15 protein-coding genes are annotated in these 16163 nt (G+C 67.9%); 12 read left to right on the top strand and 3 right to left on the bottom strand.

The genetic code is table 11. From position 1 onward, the window contains the following. Positions 1-7 precede the first annotated feature (7 nt). From gph to ABNQ40_RS13870, 12 genes are all read left to right on the top strand, one after another. Positions 8-700 carry a phosphoglycolate phosphatase gene (gene gph / locus ABNQ40_RS13925; protein WP_109046882.1) on the top strand — a complete coding sequence of 231 codons (693 nt, stop codon included), beginning with the start codon at positions 8-10 and terminating at the stop codon, positions 698-700. Beyond that, entirely contained in the window at positions 694-1236 is a 543-nt protein-coding gene (locus ABNQ40_RS13920) for a histidine phosphatase family protein (RefSeq protein ID WP_109046883.1), read from the top strand. Before gph ends, ABNQ40_RS13920 begins: the two co-directional genes overlap by 7 nt. A 298-nt stretch (positions 1237-1534) precedes the next feature. Next, complete coding sequence (locus tag ABNQ40_RS13915; RefSeq protein WP_109046939.1) at positions 1535-2704, top strand: transporter substrate-binding domain-containing protein; 1170 nt, start codon at positions 1535-1537, stop codon at positions 2702-2704. A gap of 22 nt (positions 2705-2726) precedes the next feature. Next, a complete protein-coding gene (locus ABNQ40_RS13910) occupies positions 2727-3332 on the top strand; it encodes an ANTAR domain-containing response regulator (RefSeq protein ID WP_109046884.1) in 606 nt (201 codons plus the stop codon). 540 nt (positions 3333-3872) lie between these two features. Then, complete coding sequence (locus tag ABNQ40_RS13905) at positions 3873-5120, top strand: transporter substrate-binding protein (RefSeq protein ID WP_109046885.1); 1248 nt, start codon at positions 3873-3875, stop codon at positions 5118-5120. Between the two features lie 55 nt (positions 5121-5175). Then, a complete protein-coding gene (urtB, locus tag ABNQ40_RS13900) occupies positions 5176-6045 on the top strand; it encodes an urea ABC transporter permease subunit UrtB (RefSeq protein ID WP_109046886.1) in 870 nt (289 codons plus the stop codon). 14 nt (positions 6046-6059) lie between these two features. Next, positions 6060-7331, top strand: coding sequence for an urea ABC transporter permease subunit UrtC (gene urtC / locus ABNQ40_RS13895; protein ID WP_391346933.1), 1272 nt, complete (start codon positions 6060-6062; stop codon positions 7329-7331). Between the two features lie 14 nt (positions 7332-7345). Continuing rightward, positions 7346-8095: an urea ABC transporter ATP-binding protein UrtD gene (urtD, locus tag ABNQ40_RS13890; RefSeq protein WP_391346930.1), complete on the top strand. Its 750-nt coding sequence runs from the start codon at positions 7346-7348 to the stop codon at positions 8093-8095. Continuing rightward, positions 8088-8783, top strand: a complete 696-nt coding sequence (gene urtE, locus ABNQ40_RS13885) for an urea ABC transporter ATP-binding subunit UrtE (RefSeq protein ID WP_391346927.1) — start codon at positions 8088-8090, stop codon at positions 8781-8783. The genes urtD and urtE overlap by 8 nt, the downstream gene beginning before the upstream one ends. 116 nt (positions 8784-8899) lie before the next feature. Continuing rightward, positions 8900-9940 (top strand): aliphatic amidase, encoded by a 1041-nt coding sequence (locus ABNQ40_RS13880; protein WP_109046889.1) that lies wholly within the window; start codon positions 8900-8902, stop codon positions 9938-9940. An 84-nt stretch (positions 9941-10024) separates the two neighbouring features. Next, entirely contained in the window at positions 10025-10825 is an 801-nt protein-coding gene (locus ABNQ40_RS13875) for a CbbQ/NirQ/NorQ/GpvN family protein (RefSeq protein WP_109046890.1), read from the top strand. Positions 10826-10866: 41 nt separating this feature from the next. Then, complete coding sequence (locus tag ABNQ40_RS13870) at positions 10867-12633, top strand: nitric oxide reductase activation protein NorD (RefSeq protein ID WP_109046891.1); 1767 nt, start codon at positions 10867-10869, stop codon at positions 12631-12633. Here ABNQ40_RS13870 and ABNQ40_RS13865 read toward each other — a convergent pair. From ABNQ40_RS13865 to ABNQ40_RS13855, 3 genes are read right to left on the bottom strand one after another with little or no spacing between them, the layout of a single operon-like run. Beyond that, on the bottom strand, positions 12612-13793 hold the full coding sequence (locus ABNQ40_RS13865; protein ID WP_109046892.1) for an ABC transporter permease: 1182 nt from the start codon (positions 13791-13793) through the stop codon (positions 12612-12614). The genes ABNQ40_RS13870 and ABNQ40_RS13865 overlap by 22 nt on opposite strands. Further along, positions 13790-15016 carry an ABC transporter permease gene (locus tag ABNQ40_RS13860; RefSeq protein WP_391346923.1) on the bottom strand — a complete coding sequence of 409 codons (1227 nt, stop codon included), beginning with the start codon at positions 15014-15016 and terminating at the stop codon, positions 13790-13792. Before ABNQ40_RS13860 ends, ABNQ40_RS13865 begins: the two co-directional genes overlap by 4 nt. Before the next feature lies 1 nt (position 15017). Further along, positions 15018-16013 carry an HlyD family secretion protein gene (locus tag ABNQ40_RS13855; RefSeq protein ID WP_109046894.1) on the bottom strand — a complete coding sequence of 332 codons (996 nt, stop codon included), beginning with the start codon at positions 16011-16013 and terminating at the stop codon, positions 15018-15020. Positions 16014-16163 lie beyond the last annotated feature (150 nt).

Raw genomic sequence — 16163 nt, 5'->3', positions numbered from 1 at the left:
CGCAATCGTGACCGATACCGCCGACAGCCTCAACCGCCCCGCCATCCGCGCCGTCGCCTTCGACCTCGACGGCACGCTGGTGGACAGCGTGGCCGACCTGATGCATGCCTCGAACGCCCTGCTCGCCGAGCTGGGGCGCCCGCCGGTCGATCTGGCGGCGGTGCGCTCCTTCGTCGGCGATGGAGCGCCCAAGCTGGTGGAACGGGTGCTGGCCGCCACCGGCGGGGTTCCGGCTCCGGACGAGGCCGCCCGCTGCCTCGAACGCTTTCTGGCGATCTACGGGGCCGACCCCAGCGCCCACAGCACGCTCTACCCCGGCGTCGCCGAAACGCTTGGCCGGCTGGCGGAGGCCGGGCTGCGGCTCGGCGTCTGCACCAACAAGCCGATGGCGGCCACCCTGCGGCTGCTCGACGATCTGGGCATCGCCGGCCGCTTCGCCGCGGTGGTCGGCGGCGACAGCTATCCGTCCCGCAAGCCGTCGCCGGAACCGGTGCTGGGGCTGCTGGAGCGGCTGGGGGTCGAACCGGCGGAAACCGTCTTCGTCGGCGACAACGAGCATGACGTGGCCGCAGCCCGTGCCGCCGGGGTGGCGCGGGTGCTGGTGGTTCCCTACGGCTATGCCCGCGTCCCGCTCGACGGCCTGCCGCATGACGGCATCCTCGGCGGCTTCGCCGAACTGGCGGAACGGCTGTCATGCTGAGGTCGGTGATCTTCTGCCGGCACGGCGAGACGGAGAGCAATCTCGGCGGCTGGCTCGCCGGCTCGAAGGACGTGGCGCTGACCGAGCGGGGCCGGGCGCAGGCGCGGGAGGCCGCCGCGAGCCTGCGCGCCGCCAGCTTGCTCGCCAGCGGGCAGCCGGTGGCGGCGGTCCACAGCAGCCCGCAGCGCCGGGCTCTGGAGACGGCGGGCATCCTGGCGGAGGCGCTGGGCGTTCCGGTGATCCCCGTGGCCGGGCTGGAGGAACGGCGCTGGGGCGATCTCGAAGGCGGCGCCATCCCGGCCGACCTGCTGCGGGAGGAGGTGCCGAACGGCGAAAGCCTGACCGGCTTCCGCATCCGCGTCACCGCGGCGCTCGACGGGCTGCCGGTGCCCGGCGACGGCGGCCCGCTGCTGATCGTCGCCCATGCTGGCACCTGGCCGGTGCTCTGCCGCTGGATGGGGGTCGAGTCCGACCTGCTGTGGCCGCCCAACGCATCGCCCGTCACCCTGACGCGCGAGGGGGTGGCGGCCCTGTGAGCGACCGTGTGAGCGGCCCTGTGAGCCGATGCCGCGCAAAACAGGAGTCGCCAAACAATCCGGCCTTGTCATAGTATGCAAGTCCATATCTGTCCGACGTCACGCCAGGGGGCCGCGGCTGGGTTTCAGCAGGGGTCCCGACGTGACGGAGCGGGCCGGAGCAATGGCGCTCCAATCCGGGCCGACCGCCCTGATTGGGGCTTTTTTTGTTTGTTTTTCAACTGGATCGCCAGCGGTTGGCGATTGGTTGGCCTGGGTGCGGATTGCGGCTGCGAGCGTGACGAAGAGGTGGATGCAGATGGATTGTACCCCCAAGAACGGTGAACCGTGGAGAGTCGGCGTGCTGTTCTCGCAGACCGGGGTCACGGCGGGAATCGAACGCACCCAGCTCCAGGGCACGCTGATGGCGATCGAGGAGATCAATGCCGGCGGCGGGGTCAACGGCCGGGAAATCCTGCCGGTCGTCCGGGATCCGCAATCCGATCCGGCGCTGTTCGCGGCGCTCGCCGAGCGGCTGATGACCGAGGAGCGGGTCAGCGTCCTGTTCGGCTGCTACATGTCGAGCACGCGCAAGGCGATCCTGCCGGTGGTGGAGCGGCGCAACGGGCTGCTGCTCTATTCGACCCTCTATGAGGGCTTCGAATGCTCGCGCAACGTCATCTACACCGGCGCCGCCCCCAACCAGAACGGCCGGCAGCTGGCCGACTATCTGACGCGGGAATATGGCAGCCGCGTCTATATGGTGGGGTCGGACTACATCTATCCCTATGAATCCAGCCGGATCATGCGGGAGCTGGTGCTCCAGCGGTCGGGCAAGATCCTCGCCGAGAAATACCTGCCGCTGAATGCGACGCAGAAGGCGTTCGCCCCGGTCATCCGCGACATCCGGCGCAAGCAGCCGGACTTCATCTTCTCCACGGTGGTCGGCGCCGCCACCGCCCATCTCTACCACGCCTATGCCGAGGCCGGGTTCGATCCGGCGCGAATGCCGATTGCCAGCCTGACCACCAGCGAGGCGGAAATCAGCGACATCGGCGTCGCCGCCTCGCGCGGGCATGTCACCGCCGCCCCCTATTTCGATTCCATCGACAGCGAGGCCAACCGCCGTTTCGTCGCCCGCTACCGCGAGCGGTTCGGGGAGCATGAGCGGACCAACGCGTCGTGCGAGGCCGCCTATTTCCAGGTCCATCTGTTCGCCCAGGCCCTGCGCATCGCCAACTGCATGGACACCGACCGGCTGCGCGACGCCATCTTCGGGCAGGAGTTCGATGCGCCCCAGGGGCGGGTGCGGATCGATCCCGACAACAACCACACCTACCTGTGGCCGCGCGTCGGCCGGGTCGATGCGGATGGCCGGTTCGAGATCGTCGCGGACTCGCCGGTGGCGATGAAGCCCGATCCGTATCTGGTGGATCACAACGCTGCCGACGAGGCGGACATCCGCTGGCGGCGGCAGGCCACGGTCTGACTGCAAACGGGGCGAACGCCGCATGTCGATCAACCTGCTCCGCGATATCCGCTCCTTTCGCGTGGTGGTCATCCACCCGCAGGACGCCGAGGCGGAGGAGCTGCTGCGCCAGCTCCACCGCATCGGCTGCCAGGCCCGGTCCGAATGGCCGCCGCCCAAGGACCGCCCCAGCGGCGTCGATCTGATCTTCCTCGACATGACCCAACTGCTGTCGGGACAGGGACGGCTGTCCTGGTCCACCGCCGACGACGGGCCGCCCATCGTCGCCGTGCTCGACTATGAGAGCCCGACCGTGCTGAAGGCCCTGGTCGATTACGGGGTGCGCGGCTTCGTCAGCAAGCCGATCCGCGCCTTCGGCCTGCTGACCACCATGTTCATGGCCCACCGCGCCGCGGAGGGCGAGCGCGGCATGCGCAAGCGCCTCCAGAAGGTCGAGCAGCGGCTGGACGGCATCAAGAAGGTCAGCAAGGCCAAGGCGATCCTGATCGAGCAGCGGCGGATCACCGAGGAGGAGGCCTACCGCTTCATCCGCGAACGCGCCATGGCCCGGCGGACGACCATCGAGGCGGTCGCCGCCGCCATCATCGACGCCAGCGAAATGCTGATGGCGGAAAATCCGACTCGCTGACCAATTTTGATATTGACGGTGAGGCGGCGCACTGTGCATCTTACTAAGCAAGCGAAGCAAATCGCCCGCGTCCGCCAATGATGTCGGATCGACGGGCAGGCGATGAAGCCCCTGAAGGTGTAACAGCCTTGCCGGGGCTTTTTTTGTGTTTGAACCCGACGTACCGACGCGCACTCCGGCACCACAGATGCGAGGGACGCCAATGGATGGGTTTGTGCAGGGATAAGTCTGACCATTCGCTCTTTTAGGATCGGCGCGACGTTTTTCTTGTCGCGGAACGATTTCTTTTATCCGGTGCCCGAGCCATTCGGCGCAGGCAAGAACACTGATGCGTGGTCAGCGCCATCATTCGTTGAATATTTTAAAATCAGCTGACACGACTTGAGACCGCACCAGGCACACCCCCGCCGATGACGCCGGGAGTTGTGCCGAGGCAATGAAGCCCCAGCAGGCCGCCGGCCTGGGTGGGGCTTTTTTTGTGCGCTCTCCTGTCCGTGCCGAAGACCTGCCAAGAACAGGAAAACGAGGAGGAAACACGTCATGACCTTCACACGGCGTAATTTTCTGAAATCGACGGCTGTCGCCGGGGTGGCCGGATCGGTCGGCTTTCCGCACATCTGGATCAAGGACAGCGGCGCCGCCTGGGCGGCGAGCGGCGAGATCAAGGTCGGCGTCCTCTTCTCGCTGACCGGCACCACCGCGGTCGTCGAGAAGTCGATGCACAACGCCACCCTGATGGCCATCGACGAGATCAACGCCGCCGGCGGCATCAACGGGATGAAGCTGACCGCGGTCGTCGAGGATCCGGCCTCCGACCCCGCCACCTTCGCCGACAAGGCCAACAAGCTGGTGCTGAACGACAAGTGCGTCAGCGTCTTCGGTTCCTACACTTCCGCATCGCGCAAGGCGGTGCTGCCGGTCTTCGAGAAGCGCAAGAACCTCTACTGGTATCCGACGCTCTACGAGGGCCGCGAATGCTCGAAGAACGTCATGTACACCGGGGCGGTGCCCAACCAGCAGCAGAAGGAGTTCATTCCCTGGCTGGTCAAGAATTTCGGCAAGAAATTCTACCTGATCGGCTCCAACTACATCTATCCCAAGGAAGAGAACAACGTCTGCAAGATCCTGCTGAAGGAGTTGGGCGGCGAGGTGGTCGGCGAGGAGTATGTGCCGCTCGGCCATTCTGAATTCGGCTCGGTGCTGAACAAATTCCGCGAGACCAAGCCGGACGTGATCTTCTCCACCGTGGTCGGCGACAGCGTGATCGCGCTGCACAAGCAGTACAAGGCGGCGGGGTTCAACCCGGACAAAATGCCGATGGCGAGCCTGACCACGTCGGAGGTGGAGATCGCGGCGATGGGTGGCGAGTATGCCGCCGGCCACTTCACCTCCGCGCCATACTTCATGGGCCACCAGTCCAAGGAGAACGAGGTCTTCGTCGAGAATTACCGGAAGCGCTTCGGCAAGGAGTCGGTGACGCACTTCGTGTCGGAGGCGGCGTACTTCCAGATGCACCTGTTCCGCAAGGCGGTGGAGAAAATCGGCAAGGGCGACATCAGCCCCATCGCCGTCCGCGACGCCACGGCGGGGCTGGAGATCATGGCGCCGCAGGGCAAGGTGAAGGTCGATGGCGACAACCTGCACTGCTACCTGTGGCCGAAGATCGGCCAGGCCCAGGCCGACGGCCAGTTCAAGGTCATCCAGCAATCGTCGGATTGGGTGAAGCCGGAACCCTACTGGGCCTATCCGGGCCAGAGCTGCACCAAGGACGGCCTCAAGGGTGCTTGAGCAATGAACGGGCAGGGGAGGGCGTCGCCCGACGCCGTCCCCGTCGGAGGGGCTTATGGATATTTTCTTCGGTCAACTCTTCACCGGGCTCAGCATCGCGTCGATCCTGCTGCTGGTGGCGCTCGGGCTTGCGATCATCTATGGCGCGATGGGCGTCATCAACCTCGCCCATGGCGAGTTCGTCATGCTGGGCGCCTACGGCACCTGGTTCCTCCAGTCGCAGTTCGGCCTGCCGCTGATCCCCTGCCTGCTGCTGGTGTTCTTCATGGTGGCGGCGGCCGGCTGGGTGGTCGAGAGCACGGTAGTCCGCTTCCTCTACCACCGGCCGCTCGACACCATCCTGGCGACCTGGGGCATCGGCATCATGCTGCAACAGGCGGTGCGCCTGTCCGCCGGGGCCGAGCTGCGCTATGTCCAGACGCCGGAATTCCTGTCCGGCAGCATCGATATCGCCGGGGTCGGCATCCCCAGCTACCGCCTGTTCATCCTGGCGCTGACCGCCGCCCTGCTGGCGCTGACCTGGTTCGTCATCCAGCGGACCGAGTTCGGCATGAAGCTGCGCGCCGTCACCCAGAACCGCGAGATGGCCAGCTGCTACGGCATCAACAGCGCCAGGGTCTACAGCCTGACCTTCGCCTTCGGCTCCGGCCTCGCCGGGCTGGCCGGGGCGCTGGTGGCGCCGATCAAGAGCGTGGCGCCGGACATGGGCACCAATTTCGTGGTCGATGCCTTCATGGTGGTGGTGGTCGGCGGCGTCGGCAGCCTGATCGGCACGGTGGTCAGTTCCGGCCTGCTCGGCAGCGGCACCGCCGGCATCGCCTTCCTGCTGAACGACACGCTGGCAAAGGCGCTGGTCTTCCTGGCGGTGGTGGTCCTGGTCCGCTTCCGTCCGCAGGGCCTGTTCGTCGATCAGCGGCGCCGGTGAGGAGGGCCAAGGCGATGACCAGCGTCCAGTTCCCCGACGACCAGCCGGCCAGCCTCGGCCAAGCAAACCTCAGCCAACCCGATCTTCAAAACCGGGCCGGTTCCCCGGTCGGTCCCGTCGCCCGGAGCCCGCTCATGTCGAAATCGACCCTGTCGCGCAGCAAGCCCTATGCCCAGCTCGCCGCCTATCTGCTGTTCTGTGCCGTCATCCTGGCGGTTCCCAGTTTCGTCACCGACGCCTTCCTCCTGAACAAGTTCGCCCGCTATCTGGCGCTCGGCCTCGCCGCGGCCGCGCTGGCCCTGAGCTGGGGCTATGCCGGTATCCTCAACCTGGGGCAGGGGGTCAGCTTCGGCATCGGCGCCTATACCATCGCCATGCATCTGAAGCTGAAGACCAGCCCGGTCCACACCGGGTCGGCCGGGCTGCCGGACTTCATGGTGTGGAACAACCTCGACCACCTGCCCTGGTTCTGGCAGCCCTTCCATTCCAGCCTGTTCGCGGTGGCGGCCGGCATCCTGGCCCCGGTGGTGGTGGCTCTGCTGCTGGGATCCTTCATGTTCCGGGCCCGGATCGCCGGGGTCTATGTCGCCATCATCACGCTCGCCATGCTGGCGGTGGTCAATTTGCTGTTCATCGACCAGCAGGCCTACACCGGCGGCTTCAACGGCATCACCGATCTGGCGTGGCTGGAGGCCGGCAGCGTCACCTTCGATCCCTACAGCCCGGCCTTCTACTATCTGTCCGCCGGGGCGCTGTCGCTTTGCCTGCTGCTCGGCCTCGCCTTCACCCGCAGCAAGGCCGGGCTGATCCTCCAGGCCATCCGCAACGACGCCGACCGGGTCCGCTTCTTCGGCTACGACGTCGCCGCCTACCAGTCGCTCGCCTTCGCGGTGTCGGCCGGCATGGCCGGGCTGGCGGGCATGCTCTACGCCATGGTGCTGGAATTCGCCTCGCCCACCTTCATGGGGGTGCCGCTCAGCCTGTCGATGGTGATCTGGGCGGCGGTCGGCGGGCGCGGCTCGCTCCTGGGGGCCGCCATCGGCGCCATCCTGGTCAACTTCATGCAGGGCAGCCTGTCCGAGAGCTTCCTCGACACCTGGCAGCTGATCCTCGGCGGCATGTTCATCCTGGTCGTGGTCTTCCTGCCCAACGGCTTGTCGAGCCTGATCGGCATCCTGTCGGACCGCCTGACCCGACCGTCCCGTCCCAAGGCGGATGCCGCCCTTGCCGCCGCCCGTGCCGCCGCCCTTTCCGAGGCGCCGCATGCCGGCCGCACGCCGAGCTGAAGGAGACGATCCCCATGGCCTATCTCGAACTCCACGGGCTGGAAGTCAGCTTCGACGGCTTCAAGGCGGTCAACGGCCTGGATCTGGCGGTCGAGCGCGGCGAACTGCGCTGCCTGCTGGGGGCCAACGGGGCCGGCAAGTCCACCACCCTGGACCTGATCTGCGGCCGCACCCAGCCGACCGGCGGGCGCATCCTGCTCGACGGGCAGGACATCACCAGTGCGCCGGAATACCGGCGCGCCCGCCACGGGGTGGGGCGCAAGTTCCAGGTGCCCAGCGTGTTCAAGGAACTGACGGTGCGCGAAAATCTGGAGGTGGCGAAGTCCCGGCACCCCGGCCCGGCCCGGACGATCCGCCTGTTCCCCGGCCTCCGCCTCGACCGGCGCATCGCCGAGGTGCTGGAGATCGTCGAACTGGCCGACGAGCTGGACACCAGGGCCGCCTTCCTGTCGCACGGCCAGACGCAATGGCTGGAGATCGCCATGCTGCTGGTCCAGGACAGCGCCCTGATCCTGATGGACGAGCCGACCGCCGGCATGACCATCCAGGAGACCGGCAAGACCTCGCGCATCTTCCAGCGGCTGCGCGGCCGGCACACGCTGATCGTGGTCGAGCACGACATGGGCTTCGTCCGCGAGATCGCCGGGACCATCACCGTGCTGCACCAGGGCAAGCGCCTGTCCGAAGGATCGATCCGGCAGGTGGAGAACGATCCCAAGGTGCGCGAGGCCTATCTTGGAAGCGGGGGCATCTCCCATGCTTGACATGACCGACGTCTATTCCTTCTACGGCAGCAGCCCGGTGTTGCAGAATGTCAGCTTCGCGGTGCCCAGGGGCAGCCTGCTCGGCGTGCTGGGCCGCAACGGGGTGGGGAAGACCACGCTGATGCGCACCGTCATGGGGCTGACCGACAGGGTCACCGGCCGGATCGGGCTGGGCGGCAGCGACATCCGCAGCGAGCCGACCCACCGCCGCGCCGGCCTCGGCATCGGCTATGTGCCGCAGGGACGCGGCATCGTCGGCAAATTCACCATCCGCGAGAACATCCTGATGGGCAGCTTCGCCCGCCCGGACGGGAGGCGCGAGATCCCGCCCCTGGTGTTCGAGATGTTCCCCTACCTGCGGGACAACCTGAACCGGAAGGGCGGCGACCTGTCCGGCGGGCAGCAGCAGCAGCTGGCGATCGCGCGGGCGCTGGCGGCAAATCCGCAGGTCCTGCTGCTGGACGAACCGACCGAGGGCATCCAGCCCAACATCGTCGAACAGATTCAAAACGTGATCATGACCCTGAACCGCCAGTACGGCATCACCGTCGTGCTGGTGGAACAGAATGTGAGGTTTGCCCGGCAGGCCTCCGACCTCTTCCTGATGCTCGACAAGGGGCGCGTCGCTGCCCACGGGCCGACGGAGAGCCTGACCGACGATCTGGTGCACCGGCACATGGCGGTCTAGGCCGCAGCTCCGGTCCCGTCTCTCTCAACCCCCCACACACGGGTTCGCCGTCCAGCCTCGCGCCGGGACGGAACGCCCCCTCCTTATCGATCCACAGACCAGAAAGGGAATGCACCATGTTGCACGGCGATATTTCCAGCAGCAAGGACACCGTCGGCGTCGCGGTCGTGAACTACAAGATGCCGCGCCTGCACACGAAGGCCGAAGTCCTCGACAACGCCCGCAAAATCGCGGAGATGGTCCAGGGCATGAAGGTCGGCCTGCCGGGCATGGATCTGGTGATCTTCCCGGAATATTCGACCCACGGGATCATGTACGATTCCAAGGAGATGTACGAAACGGCCTCGACCATCCCCGGCGACGAGACGGAGATCTTCGCCGACGCCTGCCGCAAGGCCAGGGTCTGGGGCGTCTTCTCCCTGACCGGCGAGCGGCATGAGGAGCACCCGCACAAGGCGCCCTACAACACGCTGATCCTGATGAACGACAAGGGCGAGATCGTTCAGAAATACCGCAAGATCATGCCGTGGGTGCCCATCGAGGGCTGGTATCCCGGCAACTGCACCTTCGTCACCGAAGGGCCGAAGGGGCTGAAGATCAGCCTGATCATCTGCGACGACGGCAATTATCCGGAGATCTGGCGCGACTGCGCCATGAAGGGCGCCGAACTGATCGTCCGCTGCCAGGGCTACATGTATCCGGCCAAGGAACAGCAGGTCATCATGTCCAAGGCGATGGCCTGGGCCAACAACACGTACGTCGCTGTGGCAAACGCCGCCGGCTTCGACGGGGTCTATTCCTACTTCGGCCATTCCGCCATCATCGGCTTCGACGGCCGTACGCTGGGCGAGTGCGGCACCGAGGAGAACGGCATCCAGTACGCCCAGCTCTCCACCTCGCTGATCCGCGACGCGCGCAAGAACATGCAGTCGCAGAACCACCTCTTCAAGCTGGTCCACCGCGGCTACACCGGCAAGATCAACTCCGGCGAGGATTCGAAGGGCGAGGCGGCCTGCGCCTACAGCTTCTACCATGACTGGATCAACGATCCGGAAGGCACCCGCGCGCGGGTCGAGGCGATGACCCGCGGCACCGTCGGCACCGAGGAATGCCCAATCGACGGCATCCCCAACCCGGGAACCGCCCTGCATCGTTGAGGGGCCGGGCAGACGTCGCGGCGGGTGTCGGGAGACGCCCGCCGCCTCTCTCCGAAGCGGGACCAATCATAAGGAGACGCGCCGATGGCGCTGGATGCACACCGGATTCCGGAGGAGCCCTATTACCGGCCGGTCGCCGGGGAGGTGGCCCTGTTCGAGGCCGCCTATGCGGCGCGCATGCCGATGATGCTGAAGGGCCCAACCGGCTGCGGCAAGACCCGCTTCATCGAGCATATGGCATGGCGGCTCGGCCGGCCGCTGGTGACGGTGGCCTGCCACGAGGACATGACCGCGTCGGATCTGGTCGGGCGCTTCCTGCTCGATCCCGGCGGCACGGTCTGGCACGACGGGCCGCTGACCCAGGCGGTGCGGCACGGCGCCATCTGCTATCTCGACGAGATCGTCGAAGCCCGCCAGGACACCACCGTCGTCATCCACCCGCTGACCGACGCCCGCCGCATCCTGCCGCTGGAGAAGCGCAACGAGCTGGTCCAGGCGCATCCGGACTTCCAGCTGGTGATCTCCTACAACCCCGGCTACCAGAGCGTCCTGAAGGATCTGAAGGAATCGACCAAGCAGCGCTTCGCCGCCATCGAGTTCGGCTATCCCGACGCTGCGGTGGAGGCGGAGATCGTCGCCCATGAATCGGGCGTCGCCGCCGGCACCGCGGCCCTGCTGGTCCGCATCGCCGCAAGCTCGCGCAACCTGAAGGGCCATGGGCTTCAGGAAGGGGTGTCCACCCGCATGCTGATCCATGCCGGCCGGCTGGTCGCACAGGGAATCCCGCTGGAGACCGCCTGCCGGATCGCGCTGGTCCTGCCGATCACCGACGACGCCGACGTGCGGGACGCCTTCTCCGCCGCCGTGTCGGCGGCGATTGCCTGAGACGTCCCTCGTTGGAGAGAGAGACCAAGACCGGAGATCAGATGCCCGACGACCAGTCGCGTCAATTTCCCGCGGACCAGTTTCCCGCCGACACCGCCTTTTCCTCCGTCGAGCGCCGGCTGGTCGCCTATCTGGTCGCGCTGTGGCGGTTGCGGGTGCCGATCCGCCATGCCAGGCCGGATGCCGCCGGCAACCCGCCGCGGCGGGTCAGCCTGTCGGACGGGCTGATCTGGATGCCCGGAACCTTCCGCGGCGTCGATGGCCGCCGCTCCGGCGCGCTGTTCCGCGCCGCCCTGGTCCATGCCGGTGCGCATCTGCGCTTCTCCGGCCCGCGCTTTCCCGCCGCCGGGCTGAAGCCGTTGCAGCTGGCGCTCGTCTCGCTGATCGAGGATGCCCGGGTCGAGCAGCTGGCGATGCGCGAGCATCCAGGCCTGCTGCGGGTCTGGCGGCCCTTCCACGTCGCCGAGCCGGACGGCGCCGGCACCGCGCCCGCCCTGATGGCGCGGCTGGCCCGCGCGCTGATCGACCCCGACTATCGCGACGACGATGCCTGGGTCGCCAAGGGCAGGCGGCTGTTCTTCGAGGCGGAGGCCGAGTGGGACAGCCCGGCGCTCAGCCGCCGGATCGGCGGGCTGCTGGGCAACGATCTCGGTCAGATGCGGGTGCAGTTCAACGCCAAGGACCATGTCGTCGAGCCGGCCTACCGCGACGACAACCTCGGCCTGTGGGACCATGGCGAGGCGCCGCCGACCCCGCCCAGCGATGCCGAGACGGTGTTCGAGGCCTTCCGTACCGAACAGCAGGAGCGCGACCACGGCCGGCCCGACGATCAGGTGGGGGAGGGCGCCACCCCGGCGCGGCTGTCCGCCACCGATGTGCCCGCCCGCGCGGTGGGGGAGGAGGAGATCACCGCCCCGCCGCTGCGCTACCCGGAATGGGACTACCGCGTCGGCATCGACCGTCCCGACTGGGTCGTGCTGAACGAACGGCGGACCGAGCCCGGCGACCCTGCCGCCATCGCCCGCATCGTCGAGCGTCATCAGGCAACCGCCGACCGGCTGACCGCGCTGGTCCGCTCGGCCAAGGTCAGCCGGCCGGTGCGGCTGCGCCGCCAGCCGGAGGGCGACCGGATGGATCTGGACGCCTGCATCGACGCGATGGTCAGCCACCGCCGCGGCGAGGCTCCCGATCCGCGGGTGCATGAACTGCTGGTCCGCCGCAACCGCGACCTCTCGGTCCTGCTGCTGCTCGACGTGTCCGCCTCCACCGGCGATCCGGTTGCCGGGGGCGGGCGCAGCGTGCTGTCGGTGGAGCGGGAGGCCGCGGCGCTGTTCGCCCAGGCGCTGGACGAACTGGGCGATCCCTTCGCCATCTATGCCTTCCGCTCCAACGGGCGGCAGGATGTCAGCTATTACCGGATCAAGGCGTTCCGCCAGCCTTACGATGCCGCGGCCAAAGGGCGGCTGGCCGGGCTGAAGGCCGGTCTGTCCACCCGGCTCGGCACCGCGCTGCGCCATGCCGGCCGGCTGCTGGAACGGCAGGCGACCCACCGCCGGCTGCTGCTGGTGGTGACCGACGGCGAGCCGTCGGACATCGACGTCGCCGACCGCCGCTATCTGCTGGACGACGCCCGCCGCGCCGTGCTGGGGCTGGCGGCGCGGGGGATCGACTGTTTCGTGATCGGGCTCGATCCGCAGGGCCGCGATTACCTGACCCGGATGTTCGGGGCGCGCAACGTCATGGTGATCGATCGCGCCGAAAAGCTGCCGGAGGTGCTGCCGACCTTCTATCTGCGCCTGTCGACGTGACCGGGCCGAGGGGCGGGGGCTCCACGCCGGGCTGCGAGCGCAACGGCGATTGCGCCATAGAGTCCGGCCAGGGCCCACAGCGTCAGGAAGGGTTCGGCAACCTCGGAGAGGGGCGCCCCGAGCTGGGCCACGCGGACGAGCCCGTCGATTGCCGATGTGCTGGGCAACAGCCGGGCGACCAGACGAACGGCGTCCGGCATCGATTCCTGCGGCCAGGAAAAGCCCGCCAGGAAGAAAAAGGGCAACCCGACCGCCGCGGTGGCGAGCTGGACCGCGAGCGGGGTGCGGAAGACCGCCGGGGCGATTAGGCCAAGGCCGCAGACGGCGAGGACGAACGGCAGCGCGAAGAGGAGAACGGTCGCGGGCGAGCCCAGGCGCGGGATGCCGTACAGATAGGGCAGGGCGATCAGGTAGAAGGGCAGGATCAGGGCCGCCGGCACCAGATAGGCCATGTATTTGCCGGTCACCGTCGCCAGCGGCCCCGCCCTCGGCCAGTCAGGGTCCGGGCCGGGGTCCGGGCCAGGGTCGGGGATGGTGCCGAGCAGGCCGGTTCCGATCAGCAGGAGCTGTTGCAGGATCAGGACGAAGGCCGCCGGCAGCAGATAGGTCGCATAGCCTCCCTGCGGATTGAACAGCGGCACCGCCGTCAGCGGCATCGGGTCGACGACGGCGCCGGCCAGGGCCGGATCGACGCCGGCAGCGACCAGCCGCGCGCTTTCGACCTCCGACCCGAGCGTCCTTGCCACTGCCGAGACGGCCCCGGCGATCCGCTGATAGATCAGGAAATAGCTGGCGTCCGCATAGAAAGCGACCGGAGAGGGCCGCCCATGCAGCAGGTCGCGCTCGAAATTCCCGGGGATCAGCAGGATGCCCGACACCGTGCGTTCATAGACGGCGCGCTGGGCGCTGGGGAGGTCGGGCAGCACCAGGGCGACACTGACGTCGGAGGTCGCGTCGAGCCGGCGGACCATCTCCCGGCTGCTGCTTGTCCCGTCGCGGTCCACCACGACGATGGGGACGTTGCGCAGCGCCTCGGTGAGGTAGGGCTGCGGATAGAACACGGCATAGATCGCCGCCGCCAGGATGAACACGGAAAAGACCGGGCGCAGGGTGAAGATGCGGCGAAGTTCGTGGCGGAACACGGCGAGGACCGCTCTCATGACGCCTTCCCCTCGTGAACCGGGACACTGTGCCCGGTGCCCGCCCGCCGGCGCCGGGCACGCAGCCCCTCCAGCCGCCACGCGGTCAGCCCGGCCAGCCCGATCACGAAAGCGGCGAGGACCAGCACCGGCGGCCAGGACAGGTCGGACGGCGTGCCGCGGACGGTCTGGTCGATCCGTGCCGTCAGGTACCAGGTTCCCGGCAGCAACGCCCCATAACCCTGGGCGAAACCGCCCATGCCGAGGCGCGGAAAGCCGATGCCCATGAAGCCGAAGGCCGGCGCGGTCAGCAGCGTCCCGATGCTGACCGCCATCGCGGTGGAGCGCAGGAGCAGCGCCAGCAGGATGCCGAGCAGCTGGCAGGCCAGCAGGAACAGGATGCCCGCGAGGAGCAGAATCCCCCGCTGGCCGCGCAACGGCAGATCGAGCAGGCCGAACAGGACGGAGTCGGCGAGGCCCAGAACCATCACGGACAGGATCGTGTAGGGCAGGACTTTTCCCGCCATGGCCGGCCACAGGCCGCCGCCAAGCCTGCGCAGGATCGCCAGCCGGTGCCGCGTCTCGACATCCAATCCCACCGAACAGGCGGATGCCACGACCACCACCACCTGAAGCAGGCTGGGCAACAGGGCCGCCAGCAGGAAATGGGCGTAATTCAGGGTCGGGTTGAACAGGCCGTGGACCTGCACCGGGATCGGTGCCAGCGAGGCCTGGGCGGCATCCGTCGGCTGGCCCTGGGCCGTGCGCAACGACAGGCGGATGCCGGCCGCCACCGTCGGTACGGCATTGTTGATGCCGCGCAGGACGAGGTTGCCGGAGGTCAGCGTCTGGGTGTTGTAGAAGAAGACGACCTCCGGCCGCCGGGCGGCCTTCACGTCCCGTTCCAGATCGCGCGGGATCATCAGCAGCCCGTGGACGGCGCCGGACAGAATCAGCCGGCGCCCTTCGGCAAGATCGGCGACGCGCTGCGCCACTGCGACATCGGGCGTGGCGTCGACGGTGCGGACGATAGTGCGCGACAGGTCGGACCCGTCGAGGTCGAGCACGGCGACCGGCAGGCGGGTGGCGAGGCCGGCGCTGAAAATCGCCGTCAGCAGCCCCATCAGGCCAAGCGGCAGAAGGGTCACCAGCACCAGCAGACCGGGACGGCGCCGGCGCAGCCAGACCAGTTCACGCTGGAAGACCAGGAGGAAGCCGGGACGCAACCCAGTGCGGGGCCGCATCTCAATGCCCCTGCCGGACCCAGATGGCGCTCATTCCCGGCCGCAGTCCTTCCACCGGCTCGGCCGGGACGGCCCGGACCTCGAAGGTCCGCAGATCGAAATCGCCGGTGGCGCGGGTCGCCCGCCATGTCGCGTATTGTCCCTGGACGTTGATCGTCGTCACCCGCACCGGGATCTCCTTCGACCCGATCTCCGCCGACCTGAGGGCGGGAACGGTGACCCGGAAGCCGGCGCCGACGCTGAGCCCGGTCAGCAGATCTTCGCGCAGGTTGAAGGTGAACCAGGGGTGCGCGATGTCCACCATGGAGAAGAGCGGCGCGCCGGCGCTGAAATTCTCGCCCGGCTCGGCCACCCTGGTGGTGATCTGGCCATCCATCGGCGCGCGGACGACCAGCTCCTCCACGTCGACGGACCGCTGGCGGAGGGCGGCCTCCGCCTGCTTGACCTGTGCGGCGGCGAGGGCGCGCTCCTCCGGGCTGGCGCCGGTGACCGCGAGATGCAGGGCGGCCTCTGCCGATTCACGTTTGCGGACGGCGGCCTCCAGATTGCGCGCCGCCTCGTCGAGCCGGGCCTGCGGGGTGTTGCCCGAGCGGATGAGCTGGGCCTGCCGGCCGTAATTGTCCTGATAGAGGGTGACGTCGGCCTCCGCCGAGGCCAGATCGGCCCGTCTGGCGGTGATGGTCTCGGCCCGCGTGCTGTTGACCCGGTCGAGGTCGGCCCTGGCCACGCCGAGCGCCGCCTGGGCGGCGGACAGCGCCGCCACCAGCTGCGGGCTTTCCAGCTCGACCAGCACCGTCCCGTGCGTCACCTTGTCCCCGGTATCGGCGCCCAATCTGGCGACGCGGCCGGAAACGCGGGGGCTGATGTCGACCCGGTCGGCCGACACCTCCCCCTGGACGGTCAGCGGCGGCGGCCGTGTCGAAAACCACAGGGTCGTGCCGAGCGCTGCGATGGCGGCACCTCCGATCATCCAGCGAAGAGCCCTCATTCCGGTCATCCCCCAACCTGCCCCGGACGCGACGCCGGTCCCGTTTCCTTGTGTGTTCAATGGGCTTTTGTATTCGGTGAGAATACAGCGCGAGCCCGCGGCAATGCATCGCCGTCATTCATTGATGGCTGACGACCATATTCCGGCTTCAATAATGAA

The sequence above is a fragment of the Azospirillum sp. A23 genome (assembly GCF_042938965.1).
GTDB lineage: Bacteria > Pseudomonadota > Alphaproteobacteria > Azospirillales > Azospirillaceae > Azospirillum > Azospirillum melinis.
The sequence above is the reverse complement of the archived record's forward strand: the minus strand, read 5'-3'. Positions and strand labels throughout refer to the sequence as shown.

What these genes read in the sequence shown, in the direction of transcription:
- ABNQ40_RS13920 (WP_109046883.1), top strand. Translation starts at nt 694, where the DNA reads ATGCTGAGGTCGGTGATCTTCTGCCGGCACGGCGAGACGGAGAGCAAT.
- ABNQ40_RS13915 (WP_109046939.1), top strand. Translation starts at nt 1,535, where the DNA reads ATGGATTGTACCCCCAAGAACGGTGAACCGTGGAGAGTCGGCGTGCTG.
- ABNQ40_RS13910 (WP_109046884.1), top strand. Translation starts at nt 2,727, where the DNA reads ATGTCGATCAACCTGCTCCGCGATATCCGCTCCTTTCGCGTGGTGGTC.
- ABNQ40_RS13905 (WP_109046885.1), top strand. Translation starts at nt 3,873, where the DNA reads ATGACCTTCACACGGCGTAATTTTCTGAAATCGACGGCTGTCGCCGGG.
- urtB (WP_109046886.1), top strand. Translation starts at nt 5,176, where the DNA reads ATGGATATTTTCTTCGGTCAACTCTTCACCGGGCTCAGCATCGCGTCG.
- urtC (WP_391346933.1), top strand. Translation starts at nt 6,060, where the DNA reads ATGACCAGCGTCCAGTTCCCCGACGACCAGCCGGCCAGCCTCGGCCAA.
- urtD (WP_391346930.1), top strand. Translation starts at nt 7,346, where the DNA reads ATGGCCTATCTCGAACTCCACGGGCTGGAAGTCAGCTTCGACGGCTTC.
- urtE (WP_391346927.1), top strand. Translation starts at nt 8,088, where the DNA reads ATGCTTGACATGACCGACGTCTATTCCTTCTACGGCAGCAGCCCGGTG.
- ABNQ40_RS13880 (WP_109046889.1), top strand. Translation starts at nt 8,900, where the DNA reads ATGTTGCACGGCGATATTTCCAGCAGCAAGGACACCGTCGGCGTCGCG.
- ABNQ40_RS13875 (WP_109046890.1), top strand. Translation starts at nt 10,025, where the DNA reads ATGGCGCTGGATGCACACCGGATTCCGGAGGAGCCCTATTACCGGCCG.
- ABNQ40_RS13870 (WP_109046891.1), top strand. Translation starts at nt 10,867, where the DNA reads ATGCCCGACGACCAGTCGCGTCAATTTCCCGCGGACCAGTTTCCCGCC.
- ABNQ40_RS13865 (WP_109046892.1), bottom strand. Translation starts at nt 13,793, where the DNA reads ATGAGAGCGGTCCTCGCCGTGTTCCGCCACGAACTTCGCCGCATCTTC.
- ABNQ40_RS13860 (WP_391346923.1), bottom strand. Translation starts at nt 15,016, where the DNA reads ATGCGGCCCCGCACTGGGTTGCGTCCCGGCTTCCTCCTGGTCTTCCAG.
- ABNQ40_RS13855 (WP_109046894.1), bottom strand. Translation starts at nt 16,013, where the DNA reads ATGACCGGAATGAGGGCTCTTCGCTGGATGATCGGAGGTGCCGCCATC.